The organism is Corynebacterium sp. HMSC06D04 (assembly GCF_001807315.1).
Taxonomy (GTDB): domain Bacteria; phylum Actinomycetota; class Actinomycetes; order Mycobacteriales; family Mycobacteriaceae; genus Corynebacterium; species Corynebacterium simulans.
The window spans coordinates 123,887-138,199 of record NZ_KV788526.1 but is presented as its reverse complement, the minus strand read 5'-3'; the positions used below and the strand labels follow the sequence as shown (position 1 = coordinate 138,199).

15 protein-coding genes are annotated in these 14,313 nt (G+C 59.0%); 4 read left to right on the top strand and 11 right to left on the bottom strand.

All coding sequences use genetic code 11. The annotated features are described in order from the left end of the window. Positions 1-88: 88 nt before the first annotated feature. The 3 genes from mtrA to HMPREF3155_RS01675 are packed head-to-tail and all read right to left on the bottom strand — an operon-like array spanning position 89 to position 1,756. Positions 89-781 (bottom strand): MtrAB system response regulator MtrA, encoded by a 693-nt coding sequence (gene mtrA, locus HMPREF3155_RS01685; RefSeq protein WP_061921002.1) that lies wholly within the window; start codon positions 779-781, stop codon positions 89-91. 4 nt (positions 782-785) lie between these two features. Then, on the bottom strand, positions 786-1,400 hold the full coding sequence (locus tag HMPREF3155_RS01680) for a dTMP kinase (protein WP_061921000.1): 615 nt from the start codon (positions 1,398-1,400) through the stop codon (positions 786-788). 2 nt (positions 1,401-1,402) lie between these two features. Continuing rightward, entirely contained in the window at positions 1,403-1,756 is a 354-nt protein-coding gene (locus HMPREF3155_RS01675; RefSeq protein WP_061920998.1) for a DUF4259 domain-containing protein, read from the bottom strand. Between the two features lie 550 nt (positions 1,757-2,306). Here HMPREF3155_RS01675 and HMPREF3155_RS01670 point away from each other — a divergent pair. Both HMPREF3155_RS01670 and HMPREF3155_RS01665 read left to right on the top strand, forming a co-directional pair. After that, positions 2,307-3,122 carry a hypothetical protein gene (locus HMPREF3155_RS01670; protein ID WP_061920996.1) on the top strand — a complete coding sequence of 272 codons (816 nt, stop codon included), beginning with the start codon at positions 2,307-2,309 and terminating at the stop codon, positions 3,120-3,122. Positions 3,123-3,200: 78 nt separating this feature from the next. Then, positions 3,201-3,560 carry a hypothetical protein gene (locus HMPREF3155_RS01665; protein ID WP_061920994.1) on the top strand — a complete coding sequence of 120 codons (360 nt, stop codon included), beginning with the start codon at positions 3,201-3,203 and terminating at the stop codon, positions 3,558-3,560. Here HMPREF3155_RS01665 and manA read toward each other — a convergent pair. Both manA and HMPREF3155_RS01655 read right to left on the bottom strand, forming a co-directional pair. After that, positions 3,544-4,791 (bottom strand): mannose-6-phosphate isomerase, class I, encoded by a 1,248-nt coding sequence (gene manA, locus HMPREF3155_RS01660; RefSeq protein ID WP_070432422.1) that lies wholly within the window; start codon positions 4,789-4,791, stop codon positions 3,544-3,546. The two genes, HMPREF3155_RS01665 and manA, sit on opposite strands and share 17 nt — an antisense overlap. A gap of 18 nt (positions 4,792-4,809) precedes the next feature. Then, positions 4,810-5,844, bottom strand: a complete 1,035-nt coding sequence (locus HMPREF3155_RS01655; RefSeq protein WP_070432439.1) for an exopolyphosphatase — start codon at positions 5,842-5,844, stop codon at positions 4,810-4,812. Positions 5,845-5,979: 135 nt separating this feature from the next. On the opposite strand from HMPREF3155_RS01655, the gene cobA reads away from it, so the two are divergent. Further along, positions 5,980-6,744: a uroporphyrinogen-III C-methyltransferase gene (gene cobA, locus HMPREF3155_RS01650; RefSeq protein WP_070432421.1), complete on the top strand. Its 765-nt coding sequence runs from the start codon at positions 5,980-5,982 to the stop codon at positions 6,742-6,744. Between the two features lie 12 nt (positions 6,745-6,756). Here the strand turns inward: cobA and HMPREF3155_RS01645 are convergent, their stop codons facing one another. Genes HMPREF3155_RS01645 through HMPREF3155_RS01630 form a run of 4 tightly spaced genes read right to left on the bottom strand, consistent with a single transcriptional unit; the run spans position 6,757 to position 10,459 of the window. After that, on the bottom strand, positions 6,757-7,797 hold the full coding sequence (locus tag HMPREF3155_RS01645; RefSeq protein ID WP_070432420.1) for a sulfite exporter TauE/SafE family protein: 1,041 nt from the start codon (positions 7,795-7,797) through the stop codon (positions 6,757-6,759). A gap of 3 nt (positions 7,798-7,800) precedes the next feature. Next, positions 7,801-8,514 (bottom strand): sirohydrochlorin chelatase, encoded by a 714-nt coding sequence (locus HMPREF3155_RS01640; RefSeq protein WP_070432419.1) that lies wholly within the window; start codon positions 8,512-8,514, stop codon positions 7,801-7,803. Continuing rightward, complete coding sequence (locus HMPREF3155_RS01635; protein ID WP_061920984.1) at positions 8,511-8,786, bottom strand: hypothetical protein; 276 nt, start codon at positions 8,784-8,786, stop codon at positions 8,511-8,513. The genes HMPREF3155_RS01640 and HMPREF3155_RS01635 overlap by 4 nt, the downstream gene beginning before the upstream one ends. Continuing rightward, complete coding sequence (locus tag HMPREF3155_RS01630) at positions 8,783-10,459, bottom strand: nitrite/sulfite reductase (RefSeq protein WP_070432418.1); 1,677 nt, start codon at positions 10,457-10,459, stop codon at positions 8,783-8,785. The genes HMPREF3155_RS01635 and HMPREF3155_RS01630 overlap by 4 nt, the downstream gene beginning before the upstream one ends. 337 nt (positions 10,460-10,796) lie before the next feature. On the opposite strand from HMPREF3155_RS01630, the gene HMPREF3155_RS01625 reads away from it, so the two are divergent. Further along, the gene (locus HMPREF3155_RS01625; protein ID WP_061920981.1) at positions 10,797-12,146 is read left to right on the top strand and encodes an FAD-dependent oxidoreductase; all 1,350 of its coding nucleotides are present in this window, start codon (positions 10,797-10,799) and stop codon (positions 12,144-12,146) included. 226 nt (positions 12,147-12,372) lie between these two features. Here HMPREF3155_RS01625 and HMPREF3155_RS01620 read toward each other — a convergent pair whose 3' ends face one another. Both HMPREF3155_RS01620 and HMPREF3155_RS01615 read right to left on the bottom strand, forming a co-directional pair. Beyond that, positions 12,373-13,740, bottom strand: coding sequence for a phosphomannomutase/phosphoglucomutase (locus HMPREF3155_RS01620; protein WP_070432417.1), 1,368 nt, complete (start codon positions 13,738-13,740; stop codon positions 12,373-12,375). Positions 13,741-13,794: 54 nt separating this feature from the next. Continuing rightward, the gene (locus HMPREF3155_RS01615) at positions 13,795-14,292 is read right to left on the bottom strand and encodes a DUF3499 domain-containing protein (RefSeq protein WP_082787627.1); all 498 of its coding nucleotides are present in this window, start codon (positions 14,290-14,292) and stop codon (positions 13,795-13,797) included. Positions 14,293-14,313: the final 21 nt, after the last annotated feature.

Here is a 14,313-nt window from a genome sequence, read left to right as displayed (position 1 = left end):
TGACCCTTGTCTGCAGCGATGTGCGCCACTTATCTACAACGCCATCCTGCAGACGCTTAAACCAATCAAAAATAGCTGCGGGTCCTCTTTATTCGCCGGCGCCAGTCTTGCCGGTCTTATAGCCAACGCCGCGGACGGTCAGGACGATCTGCGGGTCTTCCGGATCGTGCTCGATCTTGGCGCGCAAACGCTGCACGTGCACATTGACGAGACGGGTATCAGAAGCGTGGCGGTAGCCCCAGACGGATTCCAGTAGCGCTTCACGGGTGTGCACCTGGCCAGGCTTGCGTGCCATCTCGAGAAGTAAGTCGAATTCCAGTGGGGTAAGTGAAAGCTCCTCGCCGTCGACGCGCTTGACGGTATGTTCTGGGACGTCGATGACTAGGTCGCCGACCTCGATGAGCTCGCTGGAGGAAGAGTCGGTGCGGCGCAGGCGCGCACGAATGCGGGCAACCAGCTCCTTCGGCTTGAAGGGCTTGGTGATGTAATCATCAGCGCCAGATTCCAAGCCAAGCACTACGTCGACAGTGTCCGTCTTCGCGGTGAGCATAACGATAGGAACTGCCGATTCCGAGCGGATGGCGCGGCAAATATCAACGCCATTCATGCCCGGCAGCATGAGGTCAAGCAGGATGAGCTCTGGCTCGTGTTCGTGGAAAGCAGGAACTGCTTCATTGCCGTCAGTAACAGCGATGGGCTCGAAGCCTTCGGCCTCAAGAACGATGGTCAACATTTCCGAGATGGCTGGATCATCGTCAACGACCAGAATCTTCGGCGCCATTTTCCTACTCCTCTACGAGTTCCTTGACAGATTGCACAATCATATCGGTATCAGCGGTGGCGATCCAGCGTCCGCCCCACGCACGTTCCGCTAATCGACGATACGCCGCCGCAGTGTTCGTCTGGAGATCACTGTCTTTTTCATATCGGTCACGGGCACGGCCGGCGTCCTCGGCTGCGCGCGCCTCGGCGCGGGCTGCGGCGAGCTCGACGTCGGTGTCGAGAAAGATCTGCAGGCTGGGCTTAGGCAGCCCCAAACGCGAAAACTCAAGATCGTAGACCCAGTCTACGACCTCATCGGTACCCAAGCGCGCGGCCGAGTAGGCGGCGTTTGAGGCCACGTAACGGTCCAAAATCAGCAGGTCTTTGCCCTCTTGCGCTTCCAACAGGCAGTCTTTTGCGCCAAACCTGTCAAGAGCAAAGAGGGTGGCCATGGCATAGGCGGAATCCGTTAAGTCACCCATCCGGCCGTAGAGAGCCTCTTGGGCCAGCTGCGCGTGCACGGATTCTTCATAGCGCGGAAAGCCCAAGACATCGACTTCTACAGAAAGCTCGCCTTTAATCCTGTTTACGAGCGTGTTCTTGCCCGCACCGTCAATTCCTTCGATGCTAACCAGCATTATTAGGACAAAGCCTCAATGAATGCTTCGAGGTCATAATCTTCTTCCACGCCCTCCAGCAATTCCAGAGCCTGCTCGTTGAGCTCTTCGCTGCCGGAGCCGGCAAGCCCACGGATAAACGGATAGGAAGAAACAATTTCACCGGCGCTAAACGGCGCACCGGCCCAGATGGCGGCGATGGTAGCGGCCGCTAGTGCATTGCGCTGTTCCTCTTCAGAAACGGAATTGTCATTCGTAGCCAAGGCACAAGCATCAGATACAGACTCAACGATGTCCTCGTCATCAAGGTTGGCGAGTTCATCCAGGAAATCAACGTTGACGTCATCTGCAAAGATGTCTTCGTCCCAAGTGCTCATTGCGCTCTCCTTTGATATAACGCGAAAGTTCTACTGCTGGTGGCCTCCACCGCGGGCAGACAGTTGATGAAGGGGAGAAATCTTCCCGCGATGTTTACTTCTATATCTAGCCGCTGCCGCTGCTTTTGTCAGTGCGTTGCCACAGTCAATTTATACGTTAAAAACCACAGAGAGAATCAACACACTTTAGGCTGAGCGCGGAAACAGAGGTCAATCGCCAATTCAGTCCAGACGGACAAGCACCTTGGGCCGTGTAGGACGCAGAACTTCCCCGGCTGCGCACTGCGAAGCGGAAGCCGAACTAGCTAAACCAAATTCCGAAACACTCTTTCAAGGAAACTTCCGCCTACATGGCGATACGTAAGATGCCTATTCCACTAAATACTCTTACATGGTATGGTCGTTACCGAGTTGTTACACATATCAGTTTCCAGCCCGCATCCCCGCTGGTCGGAAGCTATTTCTTTGAAGTCCATTATTGTAACGGTTAGAACTAAGCCATTCCCCTTAGAACCCTCCATAGGTGGCTTGAGAAGGAAAGGAGCGTACGATGAAGCCCGATGCACGTCGCGTGTATGTCTTTATCGCCCTCGGTCTCCTTTTCGCGTTGTTCGTAGGCTACGGTGTCTGGCGTGTTTCCACGCCTGACACCGTGGCGTCGCACAGCACCAGCGAGTCTGTAACTCAGGTTGGCGAAACCGAGTCGCAAAGCAAGCGCACCTCGCAAACTCCCACCACGAGCAGCCGCCCCCACTCCAAGCACAGCAGCAAGAGCCACAAAGACAGCTCTTCCCGCAAGCGCGCCGTGGCACTCAAGAATGACCCATTCTTGGCCCCAAACGCTTTTACCGGCAGCACCTCTAACACTGGCCCCACGTCGGTTTACCGCCCGGAGAACCTCTCCTCCCAGTCCCACGCCACCGCGCAACAGAATGCCAACAGCACCTACGCAACGGGCTACCCACAGGAGCCTTCTAACAGCGCCTCCGGCACTGCTGCACCAACCACTTCTACGCAGGCAACTGCGCAACAGCCAACCAGCCAAGCTTCTGCACCAAACAACACGCAGCCAAGCCTGACTGAAACCGTCCGTCCAAAGCCCGGGGATTCCGACTCCGGCCAGCCCACGGCGGCTCAGCCCGTCGAGCCTTCTCCTTCGGGCGAAGCCACCCCAGGCAAGATGAACGGCACGGAAGTTCCTGCTACCGATACAGCGCCAACTTTTGGAGGCAGCGGCGATACCGTTGATGCCCCGCAGCCAAGCTCCGAGCCGACCTATGCAGATACTTTTAAGGAGCCGACTGCTGTTGATGTCGAGGACACCAACATGACCGAAGCCGTCGATATCTCCGATCCAACCGGCTAGGCTCCTACCCCAACGGAAGCGCCGACCACCGGCGCGACTACGGCCGCAGGTCAGGCAACTAACCTCGCTGAGGCCCCAGTGCAACTGCTCGATGGTCAAGCGGTAACCAATTTGCGCACTCCCGCGGTTTCGGTTGCCACAATTGTCGATTTTCTGGAAGGCCCTGGCAACGCTTCATCCACGGCGAACGAGCCGCTGCGCGTTGTCATCTTCGTCGCACTGGGTTCGCACACTCCGGACGCACGCGAGCTTAGCGGCGAACTGGTGGGCGCTTCTACGGTTATCGTCGAAGATTTAGATGCCACGTTCGTCGAAGGCGGCGACGTCATTCAGGCAGAGGCCGAGGGGTTTATTGAGCGCAAGGATGTAGTTTCCATGGCGGAGATAATTCGCGGTGACGTTACAGGTCTCCTAGCAGGCCCTAGACACGAGCGATAAAGAGCTGGCTCGCCTCGCCCGCTGCAACCCGCGCCACTACGGTCTCCTCTGCTGCTGGCAGCCATGCCGCCTGCCCCGGCTGCAGCTTGAGCTCTTGGCCTTCGGTGTCACGCAGCTCCACTTCCCCACCGGTGCACAGCGCAATGGCCGGACCATCGAAGTTCAGCTCAACGGTATCGTCTGCGCAGAGCTCTACGCGGTCCAAGATGAATTCATCGATCGGCACCGGATAGGCCCAAGCCTTAGCGCCGTGCAGGGTTTCTTCTACGCTCTTCTCTTTTTGCTGCACGCGCGGATCATCCACGCTTTCATAAGTGAGGACCTTGACCAATTCCGGAACATCCACGAACTTCGGGGTCAGGCCGCCGCGCAGGACGTTGTCGGAGTTCGCCATGATCTCCACGCCAAGGCCCGAGACATAAGCGTGCAGCGCGCCGGCGTTGAGGTACACAGCCTCGCCGGGCTGCAAGACCACGTGGTTGAGCAAAAGCGCTCCCAAGACACCGATGTCACCTGGGTATTGCTCGTTCAGGCTGATGACTGTGCGCATATCGCGTGCCATCCACGCCGCAGCCGAATCCGCTGGTTCTGCTTCAAGGCGCGCGATCAGCTTTTCACCAGCCTCGACGATTGCTGCGATGAGTTCCTTACGCTTTGTAGCCGGGATAGTGATCCAAGTGGTAAACAGCGCGCGCAAGTTTTCCGACTCCGCGGCGGCCTCCGGCAGGAGCATGTTCAGGTAGTGCTCGAGCTCAGGGCATTCCAAAGCCTTCAGCAGCTCCAGCGTGCGCTCGAGGGGCCGAAAGCCAGCCATGGCGTAGAACTCAGTGAGTGCCACTATGAGCTCCGGCTTGTGGTTGTCATCCTTGTAGTTGCGGTTCGTGGCGCTTACCTCGATACCCTGCTCATTTTCGCGGGCAAAACCCTCTTCCGCCTGCGCCTTAGAGGGGTGCGCCTGCAAAGACAGCGGCTCTGCGGCGGCCAATATCTTCAACAAGAAAGGCAGGCGCTTGCCATAGTCTTGCTGCACGCGCTTGCCCAACTGCTCCGCCGGAGCGGCTGCAATAACCTCGTCGAGGCGCTGGCCATCAACGGTTGAAGGGGCCCCCGGATGCGCGCCGAACCAGAGCTCGGCTACCGGGGTATCGCTCGCGGGATCACCTTTGAGCTCAGGAATCATGGTCCGTGAGCCCCAGGAGTAGTTGCGGGTTGCGCTGTTGAGCAGCTGCATATGTATTGCTTCCTTCTTTTAAGAAATCTCGTAGGCGGTCGCGGCATAACTGCGCGTAATGAACTGAAGAGCGCGCGCCAATTCCCCTAAGGCGGGTTCAGGATCATTGCTCGATTCAGCGATTGAATGGGGAAGGTTCGCCTCTTCCTCTCCCCACAAAACAATTTTCAATGGTACCAAAGCATTTTCTTCTGGCGGGTCTATCTGCGGGTCAAAGAATATGTCACGCACCGCTGTTCCACCTCTTTGCTGTGCGCGCTCCAAAATATGTGGCAACGCCTCAGGGTCAGCAAAAGTACCGCCCAGACCATGCGCAGCCCAAACCGCGGCGGCCATGCGGGCAACCAGGGCATTGATAAATACTCCGGAACGCTCCTCTGACCAGGAATATGGGTCGACGCCGCAGGAATGAATAACCCTCGCGCCCTCCACAAATTCCCGCAGCTCGCGGCCGGGGTTAGTTGCGGAATCATGCTCTGGGCTAAGCGCCTCCAGCTCGCGGTCCACTGCGTCGGCGGCTTCCTCCAACCTGCGGGCTACGAGCTCTCCTTCTTCTTCGAGGACCGCAGCCACCGCATACAGCGCGGCGATGAACCGAGCCGGCGAGGCTCCCTCCGCCGTGGGCAAAGTGGGTGCCACAAAGGTGGACTCGGGAGCGTCCTCCACGAGCGGACCGCGCGAGGGCCCGACCAGTACAGTAGCGGCTCCCCTTTTATCCGCAGCAATAAGTGCACGGGAGGCCCAGTCACACTCCGCACGCTCACCTACCACCACGACGACATCCAAGGCACCAACAAAGTGCGGGAGTGATTCCGCCACCACCAACGGAATGCGCGCTGGCTCGGCCAGCCCTACCGCTGTATAGGCAGCCGCGCGGGCTATCTGATCAGTAGGCAAAATGACCAGGCAGCGCGGTTTAGCCCCGCCCAAAAGGCCGGCCAGCTGCGAGATAGCACCGCCTAAGACCCTGATTTGGGCTCCTTCATGAGCGACGTCGAAATAACGCACTGTTTCTGGGTCATAAGCTGCGCCATCATAGTAAGCACTATCCATGCCGCCGAGCATAGTCTGGCCCTCGGACACGCAGTAGTGCTAATTAGAACTTCCCCAGCCAATTATGAATAAAACCCCAGGTATATAATCCCTTTTTGCACGTGAGGTGAAATACCTCAACTAGAATCAACCAGCATGGTTGCAGCAGAAAGTCCGCAGATTCACCCCGTAGTTTTGATTGGTGGCGGCCCCGGCGCGTGGGACCTCATCACGGTACGTGGAATGCACGCCTTGCAAAAGGCGGAGATTATCTTGGCGGATCACCTGGGTCCAGTGCAGCACCTGGACAAGCTCTGCGACGTGGCAAACAAAGAGCTCATCGATGTCTCCAAGCTGCCGTATAAGCGCCAAACCTCCCAAGAAAAGATCAACGAACTCCTCGTCGAGTATGCGCTTGCCGGTCGAAAAGTAGCCCGCTTGAAAGGCGGCGACCCGTATGTCTTCGGCCGCGGTTTTGAGGAGCTGCAGGCACTTACCGCCGCGTCCATTCCGGTGGAAGTAATCCCTGGCGTTACCTCCGCCATCTCGGTTCCTGCTTTGGCAGGCGTGCCCGTCACCCAGCGCGGCATTGTCCATGCATTCACAGTGGTTTCCGGTCACCTGCCGCCAGGCCACGCCAAGTCTTTGGTGGATTGGCAAGCGCTAGCGCAATCGGGGGCTACGCTCAGTATCATCATGGGCGTGAAGAATTCGGCAGCCATCGCCCAGGCGCTTATCAATGGCGGACGTTGCGCATCGACGCCTGTGGCCATCATCCAGGAGGGCACAATGGCCAGCGAAAGGGTCTACAAGTGCGTCCTCGGGGACCTCGCGGAGACCGTCAGAAAAGAGCAAGTTGCCCCGCCCGCGGTCTTCGTCATCGGCGAGGTCGCCGGGCTAAACAGCCAGGATGCGCAGTAAACGCCACCTGGCTTAGTTCGCCTGCAGCGGCCAGTACTCCTTGGTCCGGCTGAGCTCCGGGGCAGTTTGCGCCACCACCTTGAAGCCGCGGCCCCCGCGCGGGCGGTGTGGCACCGCAGCGTGGAATGCCGCATGCGCTTCACGCTCTGCCTCCTCGGCAGCTTCTTCAGCAGTGCGCGCCGCACGTGTGCGTCGAGCACCAATCGCCGTAGCAGCCACTCCCGCTACAACCACGAGGATCTGCACAGCCACCACGAACCAAGGCGCGATGGCCCAACCGAAGTAGGCTTCAGCACCGCTTATCACCTTGCCGATGTTCAGCGCCACGATTGCAGTACCGACGAAACCGCCCAGCACCACCGGGTTAATGCGCGAAATCAACCAAGCGGCAATCGGTGCCGTAACCGCCCCGCCAACCAGCAGCGCAATCACCGCTGCCAAATTAGCCACGATGTCATTCCACAACCCCACCAGGAACCCGGCAGTCGCGCCGAAAGTCACCAGGAATTCCGCCGTATTAACGGTTCCCACGATGCGCCGCGACTGCTCTTTACCGATCGCCATCATCGTCGAGGTGGATATCGGACCCCATCCACCGCCGCCAGTGGCATCGACGAATCCGCCGACTATCCCTAGGCCGGCTAGAAATCCCGCGGAATGCTTGCTGCGATAGGCCGAAGGCTTCTTTTGCAGGCGCGCGAAACGCCACACGAGGTTGGTTCCAATGCCGACAAGAATTAACGCGGTTATCGGCGCCGCAGCCGCAGTCGAGATATTAGACAACACGCTCGCCCCCAGAAAGGCCGCGAGCGCCCCGGGCAGCCCGAGCTTGAATACCGTTGGCCAATGCACGTTTCCAAAGCGCCAATGGCTAATCCCTGATACCAGCGTCGTTCCGAGTTCCGCCGTGTGCACCACCGCAGAGGCTTGTGCCGGCCCAAGACCAGCCAAGAGCAGCATGGTCGTGGAGGTTACGCCGAAGCCCATGCCAATTCCGCCGTCGACAAGCTGTGCCGCAGCGCCGGCTAGAGCAATCAGAATGAACGACCGCATTTTTTATCCGATCTGTGCAAGCATGTGAGTCTGGGTGGACAAGCCCGCTGCATGGGCAAAACGGTCAGCAACAACCCCAGCAAGGTCAGTGCCTAGCGGGAAGTCTACTTGTGCAGGGGAATCCGCGAGCAGGTCCAGCAACAGCCCTGCCGTGCTAAACAGTGGCAGCACCCGCACCTCGCCTTGGCGGCGCACCTGCTTGGCGACGCCCTCTTTCCCACCACGTGTTGCAAACACCACCGAGGTGGGCAGATGGGTGAGGCTTTCTACATTCGCAGCGAGGTCGCGCACAGAGCTATCCGCCTTCTCGTCCGAAGAGCCCACGGCATAGATGACGAGATGCTGTGGTTTCTTACCTGTCTGCGGCGCCATCGCACGCGCTGCTAGGAGCTCCGCGATGTCGGCACCGGTGCCTAAGCCTTCTGCTTGCAGCAGCCGCAGCCCGGCGGATTGCGCAGCGCGATCGATCGCTTCCGGCACATCCACGCGCAGATGATAGCCCCGCGTAAACAGCAGTGGTACGACCACCGCTTCCCTCTGCCCCGCGGTAGCTACTCGTTGGGCTGCAGCTTCCAGGTCAGATTCGTGAAAATCGAGGTAAGCCGCTTCATAAGATGTGGCGCCGGCAAGCGCCGCCGCCTTTCGCGTCAAAGCCTCAATGCCAAGAGCTGCCTCTGGATGGCGCGAACCATGTGAAAGCGTAATCAGTGCGCTCATCGTCTGCTCCCCGCGCTTGCATCCTGCTTAGCCGTAGACAGATGCCCGCGACGTTGCAGCGATCGTTGCAACGCCTCGTTGGAGGAAACCGCCTTGGCAGGTGCTACCGGCGCATCATCCTGACCGTGGAACATCACGGAAAAGATACGCAGGCACTCGCAGCACTTCCAAGCGAAATCGCCTTCCTCATCGGGAAAGAGGTTCATGCCGCCGCAGTAGGGGCAGTACATCGGATGGTTGCGGTTCGGATTCGGCTCGCGACGAAAATTCACTGCAGATCCTCCTCATCTGCGCGCAGGACCCAGTGGCGGAACTGCTCGCCTTCCTCGCGCTGCTCCTTATATTTCTGCACCAACCGGATGACATAGTCTGGGACCTCATCCGCGATGACCTTGTGCCCGCGCAGCTTGCGCCCCCAGTCCGGGGAGAGCCCGAGCGCGCCACCCAGATGCACCTGGAAGCCCTCAACACGGTTTCCTTCGGAATCGGTGACTATCTGGCCTTTCAGTCCGATATCCGAGACCTGGGAACGCGCGCAAGCATTCGGGCAGCCGTTGAGCGCAATGGAAGTCGGCACGTCGAGGTCGCCCAAGGTGTCTTCCAAGATGTCCACCAGCTCAATCGCCCGGGCCTTCGTGGTCACGTGCGCAAGCTTGCAGAACTCCAAGCCGGTGCAGGAAATAACGCCGCGCCGGAACTCAGATGGCTGTGAGTACAAACCGGTCTCATCGAGCGCCCGCGAAAGAGCCGGAATATCGGCTTCCTTGACGTCGAGGAAGAGAAGTTCCTTCATCGGCGTGGTGCGGATGCGGGTAATGCCGAAACGCTCCGCGACGTCGGCAATAGCGATGAGCTGCTCGCCCGTGGCGTGGCCTACGGTGGGCTTGACGCCGAGATAAAAGTTGCCATCCTTTTGTCTGTGCACGCCGAGGTGGTCGCGGGAGCCAGGCTCGACGGTAAGGGGCTCGCCGTCGGCAAGCGGGGCGTCCAAGTACTCATTTTCTAGCACCTCGCGGAACTTCTTGATGCCCCACTTCGCGACTAGGAACTTCAGGCGCGCTCGATTGCGATTGCGGCGGTAGCCATAATCGCGGAAGATGCGAGCCACGCCGGCCCACACCTCCGGTACACGCTCAAGCGGCACCCAAGCGCCCAAGGACTGGGAAAGCATGGGATTCGTGGACAAGCCGCCGCCGACGAAGCAGTCGAAACCAGGGCCGTACTCGGGGTGATCGACGCCGACGAACGCGATGTCCTGAATCTCGTGAGTAACGTCCTGCCGGCGATTGCCCGAAATGGCCGTCTTGAACTTGCGCGGGAGATTGTGGAACTCCTCGCGCGGGAGGTAGTTAGCCACGATGTCATCGATGGCCGGGGTGGCGTCGATGATTTCGTCTTCCGCGACTCCCGCCACCGGCGAGCCCAAGATGACGCGGGGAACGTCGCCACAGCCCAACAGAGTATCGAGGCCCACCGCGCGCAGCTTTTCCCAGATACCCGGGACGTCCTCAATCTGAATCCAGTGCAGCTGGATGTTTTGGAGGTCCGTGAAATCCGCGGTGGAACGCGCATAATCCCGCGAGATCTCCCCCACCGTGCGCAGCTGCTGCGGGCTGACGCGACCGCCGTCGAAGCGCACGCGCATCATGAAGTACTCATCCTGCAGCTCCGCATTGCTGAGCTTGGAGGTTAGCTCGCCTCCCAGATTCTGTTTGCGCTGGGTATAAAGGCCAAGCCACTTAAAGCGCGGCGCAAGGTCCTCCGGCGGGATGGACTTAAAGCCCTGCTTGGAGTAGATATCGATGACACGCTGGCGGGCGGAGAGACCACCGTCCTCGCGCTTGATCTCCTCGTCCGCGTTAAGCGGCTTTGTACCGTCGATTTTCCATTGTCCTTCTGGCTTGCGCGTACGAGACTTGGCGGTAGGTTTCGTTGCGGTAGTCATGGCGGTGAACAATTGCCTTTCGTAGTGGTTGCCAAAAACCTACCTGTCTAACCTCAATAGACAAAGCGGTTCGGATTAATTTCACCACTCTTTACAATGTGACCTGCGACAACATCGCCAAGCTGGAAGAATCTAAATAACCCGGTTGCCGGATTTACGTTAACGCGGTTCAATAAACCCCACGCTCACGAAGTTTCAGCAGACTAATCAGTCTAATATTCATAAAAGGAATTAGAACGACTAGTATTACGACCAGTACCTGAACGATGGCTTTTAGCGTTTAGCGCTAGTCGTTCCAATATTCCGTAAAAATCTTGAGGAAAGGCCCACTACTGACATGTCGCAAGCCCCACTGAAGGTAGCCGTCATCGGCGCTGGCCCAGCAGGCATCTACGCCTCTGACATCCTGGTTAAAAAGACCGGTGGCAATGTTGAGATCGATCTCATCGAGCAGATGCCAGCTCCCTTCGGCCTGATCCGCTACGGCGTGGCGCCGGACCACCCACGCATCAAGGGCATCGTCAACTCCCTGCACCGCGTTTTGGAAACCGAGCAAATTCGCCTCATCTCCAACGTGCACATCGGCCGCGACCTCACCGTGGCTCAGCTACAGGAGCATTATGACGCAGTCGTCTTCGCAACCGGCGCTGTCGGCGACCGCAACCTCGACGTCCCAGGCGCAGACCTCGAAGGCGTCCACGGCGCAGGCGAGTTCGTTGGTTTCTACGATGGCAACCCACGCTTCAACCGCGAGTGGGATCTCAGCGCAAAGGAAGTAGCCGTCGTGGGCGTGGGCAACGTTGGACTCGACGTCGCCCGCATCTTGGCGAAGACCGGCGACGAGCTCAAGGTCACCGAAATCCCAGACAATGTCTATGACTCCCTGGCCAAGAACCAGGCTGAAACGGTCCGCGTTTTCGGCCGCCGCGGCCCCGCACAGGCTAAGTTCACTCCGCTCGAGCTCAAGGAGCTGGACCACTCCCCGACCATCAACGTTGTTGTCGACCCAGAAGACATCGACTACGACGAAGCTTCTCTCGAAGCACGTGCAAACTCTAAGTCCCAGGATCTGGTCTGCCAGACCCTCGAGGGCTACGCCATCCGCGAGCCGAAGGATGCGCCGCACACCCTGCAGATTCACCTCTTCGAGCAGCCGGTCGAAATCCTCGGCGAGAACGGCAAGGTCACCGGCATCAAGACCGAACGCACGGAGCTGACTGGTGACGGCAACGTTCGCGGCACCGGCAAGTTCACCGAGTGGCCTGTCCAGGCTGTTTACCTCGCCGTAGGCTACCGTTCCGATGCCATCGATACCGTTCCTTTCAATACCGACAAAAACGTCATCAACAACGATGGTGGCCACGTCATCGAGCAGGACGGCAGCATCGTTCCGGGCCTTTACGCCACGGGCTGGATCAAGCGTGGCCCGGTCGGACTTATTGGCAACACCAAGTCTGATGCAACGGAGACCATCGGTATGTTGCTCGAGGACGCCGAGGCTGGCAAGCTTTCCCACTCCTCCGACGAGGACATCACCGCAACCTTGTCCGAAGCAGGCATCGAGTTCCTGACCTGGGATGGTTGGAAGAACCTCGACGCTGCCGAGCGTGCGCTTGGTGAGGCAGAAGGCCGCGAGCGCAAGAAGTACGTCGAGTGGGAGGACATGGTTACCCACTCCCGCGGCTAATTTTCCCGCATAAAAGCGCCAGCATTGTGCTGGCGCTTTTTGTGTTTTGCGGCGCGGCCACGCCCTGCGGCTCGGCTAGGGCGGCGCTCACCCGCGGCTCAGCCTCCGCGAATGTACCGTTTCTTGCAAATAGGCCGGCAAAGCTAGCCTGTTTGGGTTCACTATTTACAGGAAACGGTACACGCAGAAAGGCGGCCTGCGCGAAGGCACCGGCACGGGAAAGCGCCTAAGCGCGGATAATGCCGAGAACCTTCTCCACGATGGCATCGACCTCATCAGCAGTCTTTGCCTCGACGTTCAGGCGCAACAGCGGCTCAGTGTTGGAAGCACGCACGTTGAACCACGCATCGGTGCCTTTCAGCTCGACGGTCACGCCGTCGAGCTCGTCGATGGACTCAATCTCCTCAGCCAAACCGTCGAGCACTGCCTGCGTAGCAGCCTTCTGATCCTCCACGGTGGAGTTAATCTCACCAGAAGCTTCGTAACGCGAGTACTGCGCCATGAGTTCAGAAAGCGGCTTATCGGATTCGCCCAACGCAGCTAGCACGTGCATCGCAGCGAGCATGCCCGAGTCCGCGTTCCAGAACTCCTGGAAGTAGTAGTGCGCAGAGTGCTCACCGCCGAAGGCAGCCTTCTCCTTGGCCATCTGGGCCTTGATGAAGGAGTGACCCACGCGGGTACGCACAGCCTTGCCGCCGTTTTCAGCGATAAGCTCCGGGACCGTCTTGGAGGTAATCAGGTTGTGAATGATGGTCGAGCCTGGGAACTTCTTGAGGTAGCGCTCCGCGACAAGTGCACAAATAGCAGAAGGCGAAACTGCATCGCCGTTTTCATCGACCACGAAGCAGCGATCGGCGTCGCCATCGAAGGCGAGTCCGATGTCTGCCTTCTGCTCCTTCACAAAGGCCTGCAGGTCCACGAGGTTCTTCGGGTCCAAAGGATTAGCCTCGTGATTCGGGAAGGTGCCATCTAGCTCGAAGAATAGCTCGCGCACGTCAAAAGGAAGGCCCTCGAAGACCGCCGGAACCGTGTGTCCGCCCATACCGTTTGCTGCATCCACGGCTACAACGAGCGGGCGGGAAGACTCCAGCGGAACCAAAGAGCGCAAGAAGTTTGCGTAGTCAGGCAGGACCTCACGCTCGGAGACGGAACCTGCGGCGCCGTCGTAGGCTGGAACACCATCTACGAGCATGTCCTTGATTGCTTCCAGGCCAGTCTCCTGCCCCACCGGGACAGCACCGGCGCGACAAAGCTTGATGCCGTTGTACTTAGCTGGGTTATGCGAGGCGGTAAACATCGCGCCAGCGCATTCCATGGACCCTGCTGCAAAGTAGAGCTCATCAGTGGAGGTCAAGTTCAGCTTCACCACGTCCAGGCCCTGCGAAGCTACGCCTTCAGCAAAGGCAGCGGACAACGCCGGCGAAGAAGGACGCATATCGTGGCCCACAGCCACCGTCTTCTCGCCTTCTTCGCGCAAAATAGCGGCGAAAGCAGCACCAGTGTCGCGGACGAAATTCTCATCAATGTCTTCACCCACGACGCCACGGACGTCATAGGCCTTAATAACGGCGTTTAGCTGTTCACGAGTACGCATAACCTGCAATAGTACTCTTTCCCCAGCCCCAAATACTGGAGCCGTGGCCTAAAACTAGTCCTCTTTCAAGCGATGACGGCCGCCCGCGGCGGATTCGGTGGCGTCCTGAGTCGAGGCGTCGTCAGGCACGACGCTCAAGTGTGCTCGGCGACGCTGCTTTGCCTCGCTTACGCGGCGCGTGCGGAAGACCGGGTGGTTGGAGCTATCAGGATCGGCGCCATCAAAGTTGGCGGCGTAGTCAATGGGGTCTTGACCGGAGCCCGAACCATCTTCCACTAGGCCGGTAGTGACGCGCCCGCCCTCGCGAACTGCCTCGGCCAGGGCCATGAGGTCGTCTTCCTCGTCAAGCTCAATGCGGTCCACACGCACCATCTCCCAGCCGATGGGAGCGGTGATGCGGGAGCTGTGCTTTTCGCACAAGTCCCAGCTATGCGGATCAGTCTCCTCCGCGAGCGGGCCTACGACGGCCGTCTGCTGTGAATACGCGTAGGTCAAAGTTGCCACGGCGGGTTTGCCGCAGCCTGGACGAGAGCAATGACGAGAATGATTCACGGCAATGAGTCTAAACCTTTA

Bases quoted from the DNA above. Each gene is read 5' to 3' on its own strand.
- manA (WP_070432422.1), bottom strand. From the start codon at position 4,791: ATGCAGCTGCTCAACAGCGCAACCCGCAACTACTCCTGGGGCTCACGG.
- HMPREF3155_RS01625 (WP_061920981.1), top strand. From the start codon at position 10,797: ATGTCGCAAGCCCCACTGAAGGTAGCCGTCATCGGCGCTGGCCCAGCA.
- cobA (WP_070432421.1), top strand. From the start codon at position 5,980: ATGGTTGCAGCAGAAAGTCCGCAGATTCACCCCGTAGTTTTGATTGGT.
- HMPREF3155_RS01620 (WP_070432417.1), bottom strand. From the start codon at position 13,740: ATGCGTACTCGTGAACAGCTAAACGCCGTTATTAAGGCCTATGACGTC.
- HMPREF3155_RS01670 (WP_061920996.1), top strand. From the start codon at position 2,307: ATGAAGCCCGATGCACGTCGCGTGTATGTCTTTATCGCCCTCGGTCTC.
- HMPREF3155_RS01675 (WP_061920998.1), bottom strand. From the start codon at position 1,756: ATGAGCACTTGGGACGAAGACATCTTTGCAGATGACGTCAACGTTGAT.
- HMPREF3155_RS01680 (WP_061921000.1), bottom strand. From the start codon at position 1,400: ATGCTGGTTAGCATCGAAGGAATTGACGGTGCGGGCAAGAACACGCTC.
- HMPREF3155_RS01630 (WP_070432418.1), bottom strand. From the start codon at position 10,459: ATGACTACCGCAACGAAACCTACCGCCAAGTCTCGTACGCGCAAGCCA.
- HMPREF3155_RS01645 (WP_070432420.1), bottom strand. From the start codon at position 7,797: ATGCGGTCGTTCATTCTGATTGCTCTAGCCGGCGCTGCGGCACAGCTT.
- HMPREF3155_RS01655 (WP_070432439.1), bottom strand. From the start codon at position 5,844: ATGGATAGTGCTTACTATGATGGCGCAGCTTATGACCCAGAAACAGTG.
- HMPREF3155_RS01640 (WP_070432419.1), bottom strand. From the start codon at position 8,514: ATGAGCGCACTGATTACGCTTTCACATGGTTCGCGCCATCCAGAGGCA.
- mtrA (WP_061921002.1), bottom strand. From the start codon at position 781: ATGGCGCCGAAGATTCTGGTCGTTGACGATGATCCAGCCATCTCGGAA.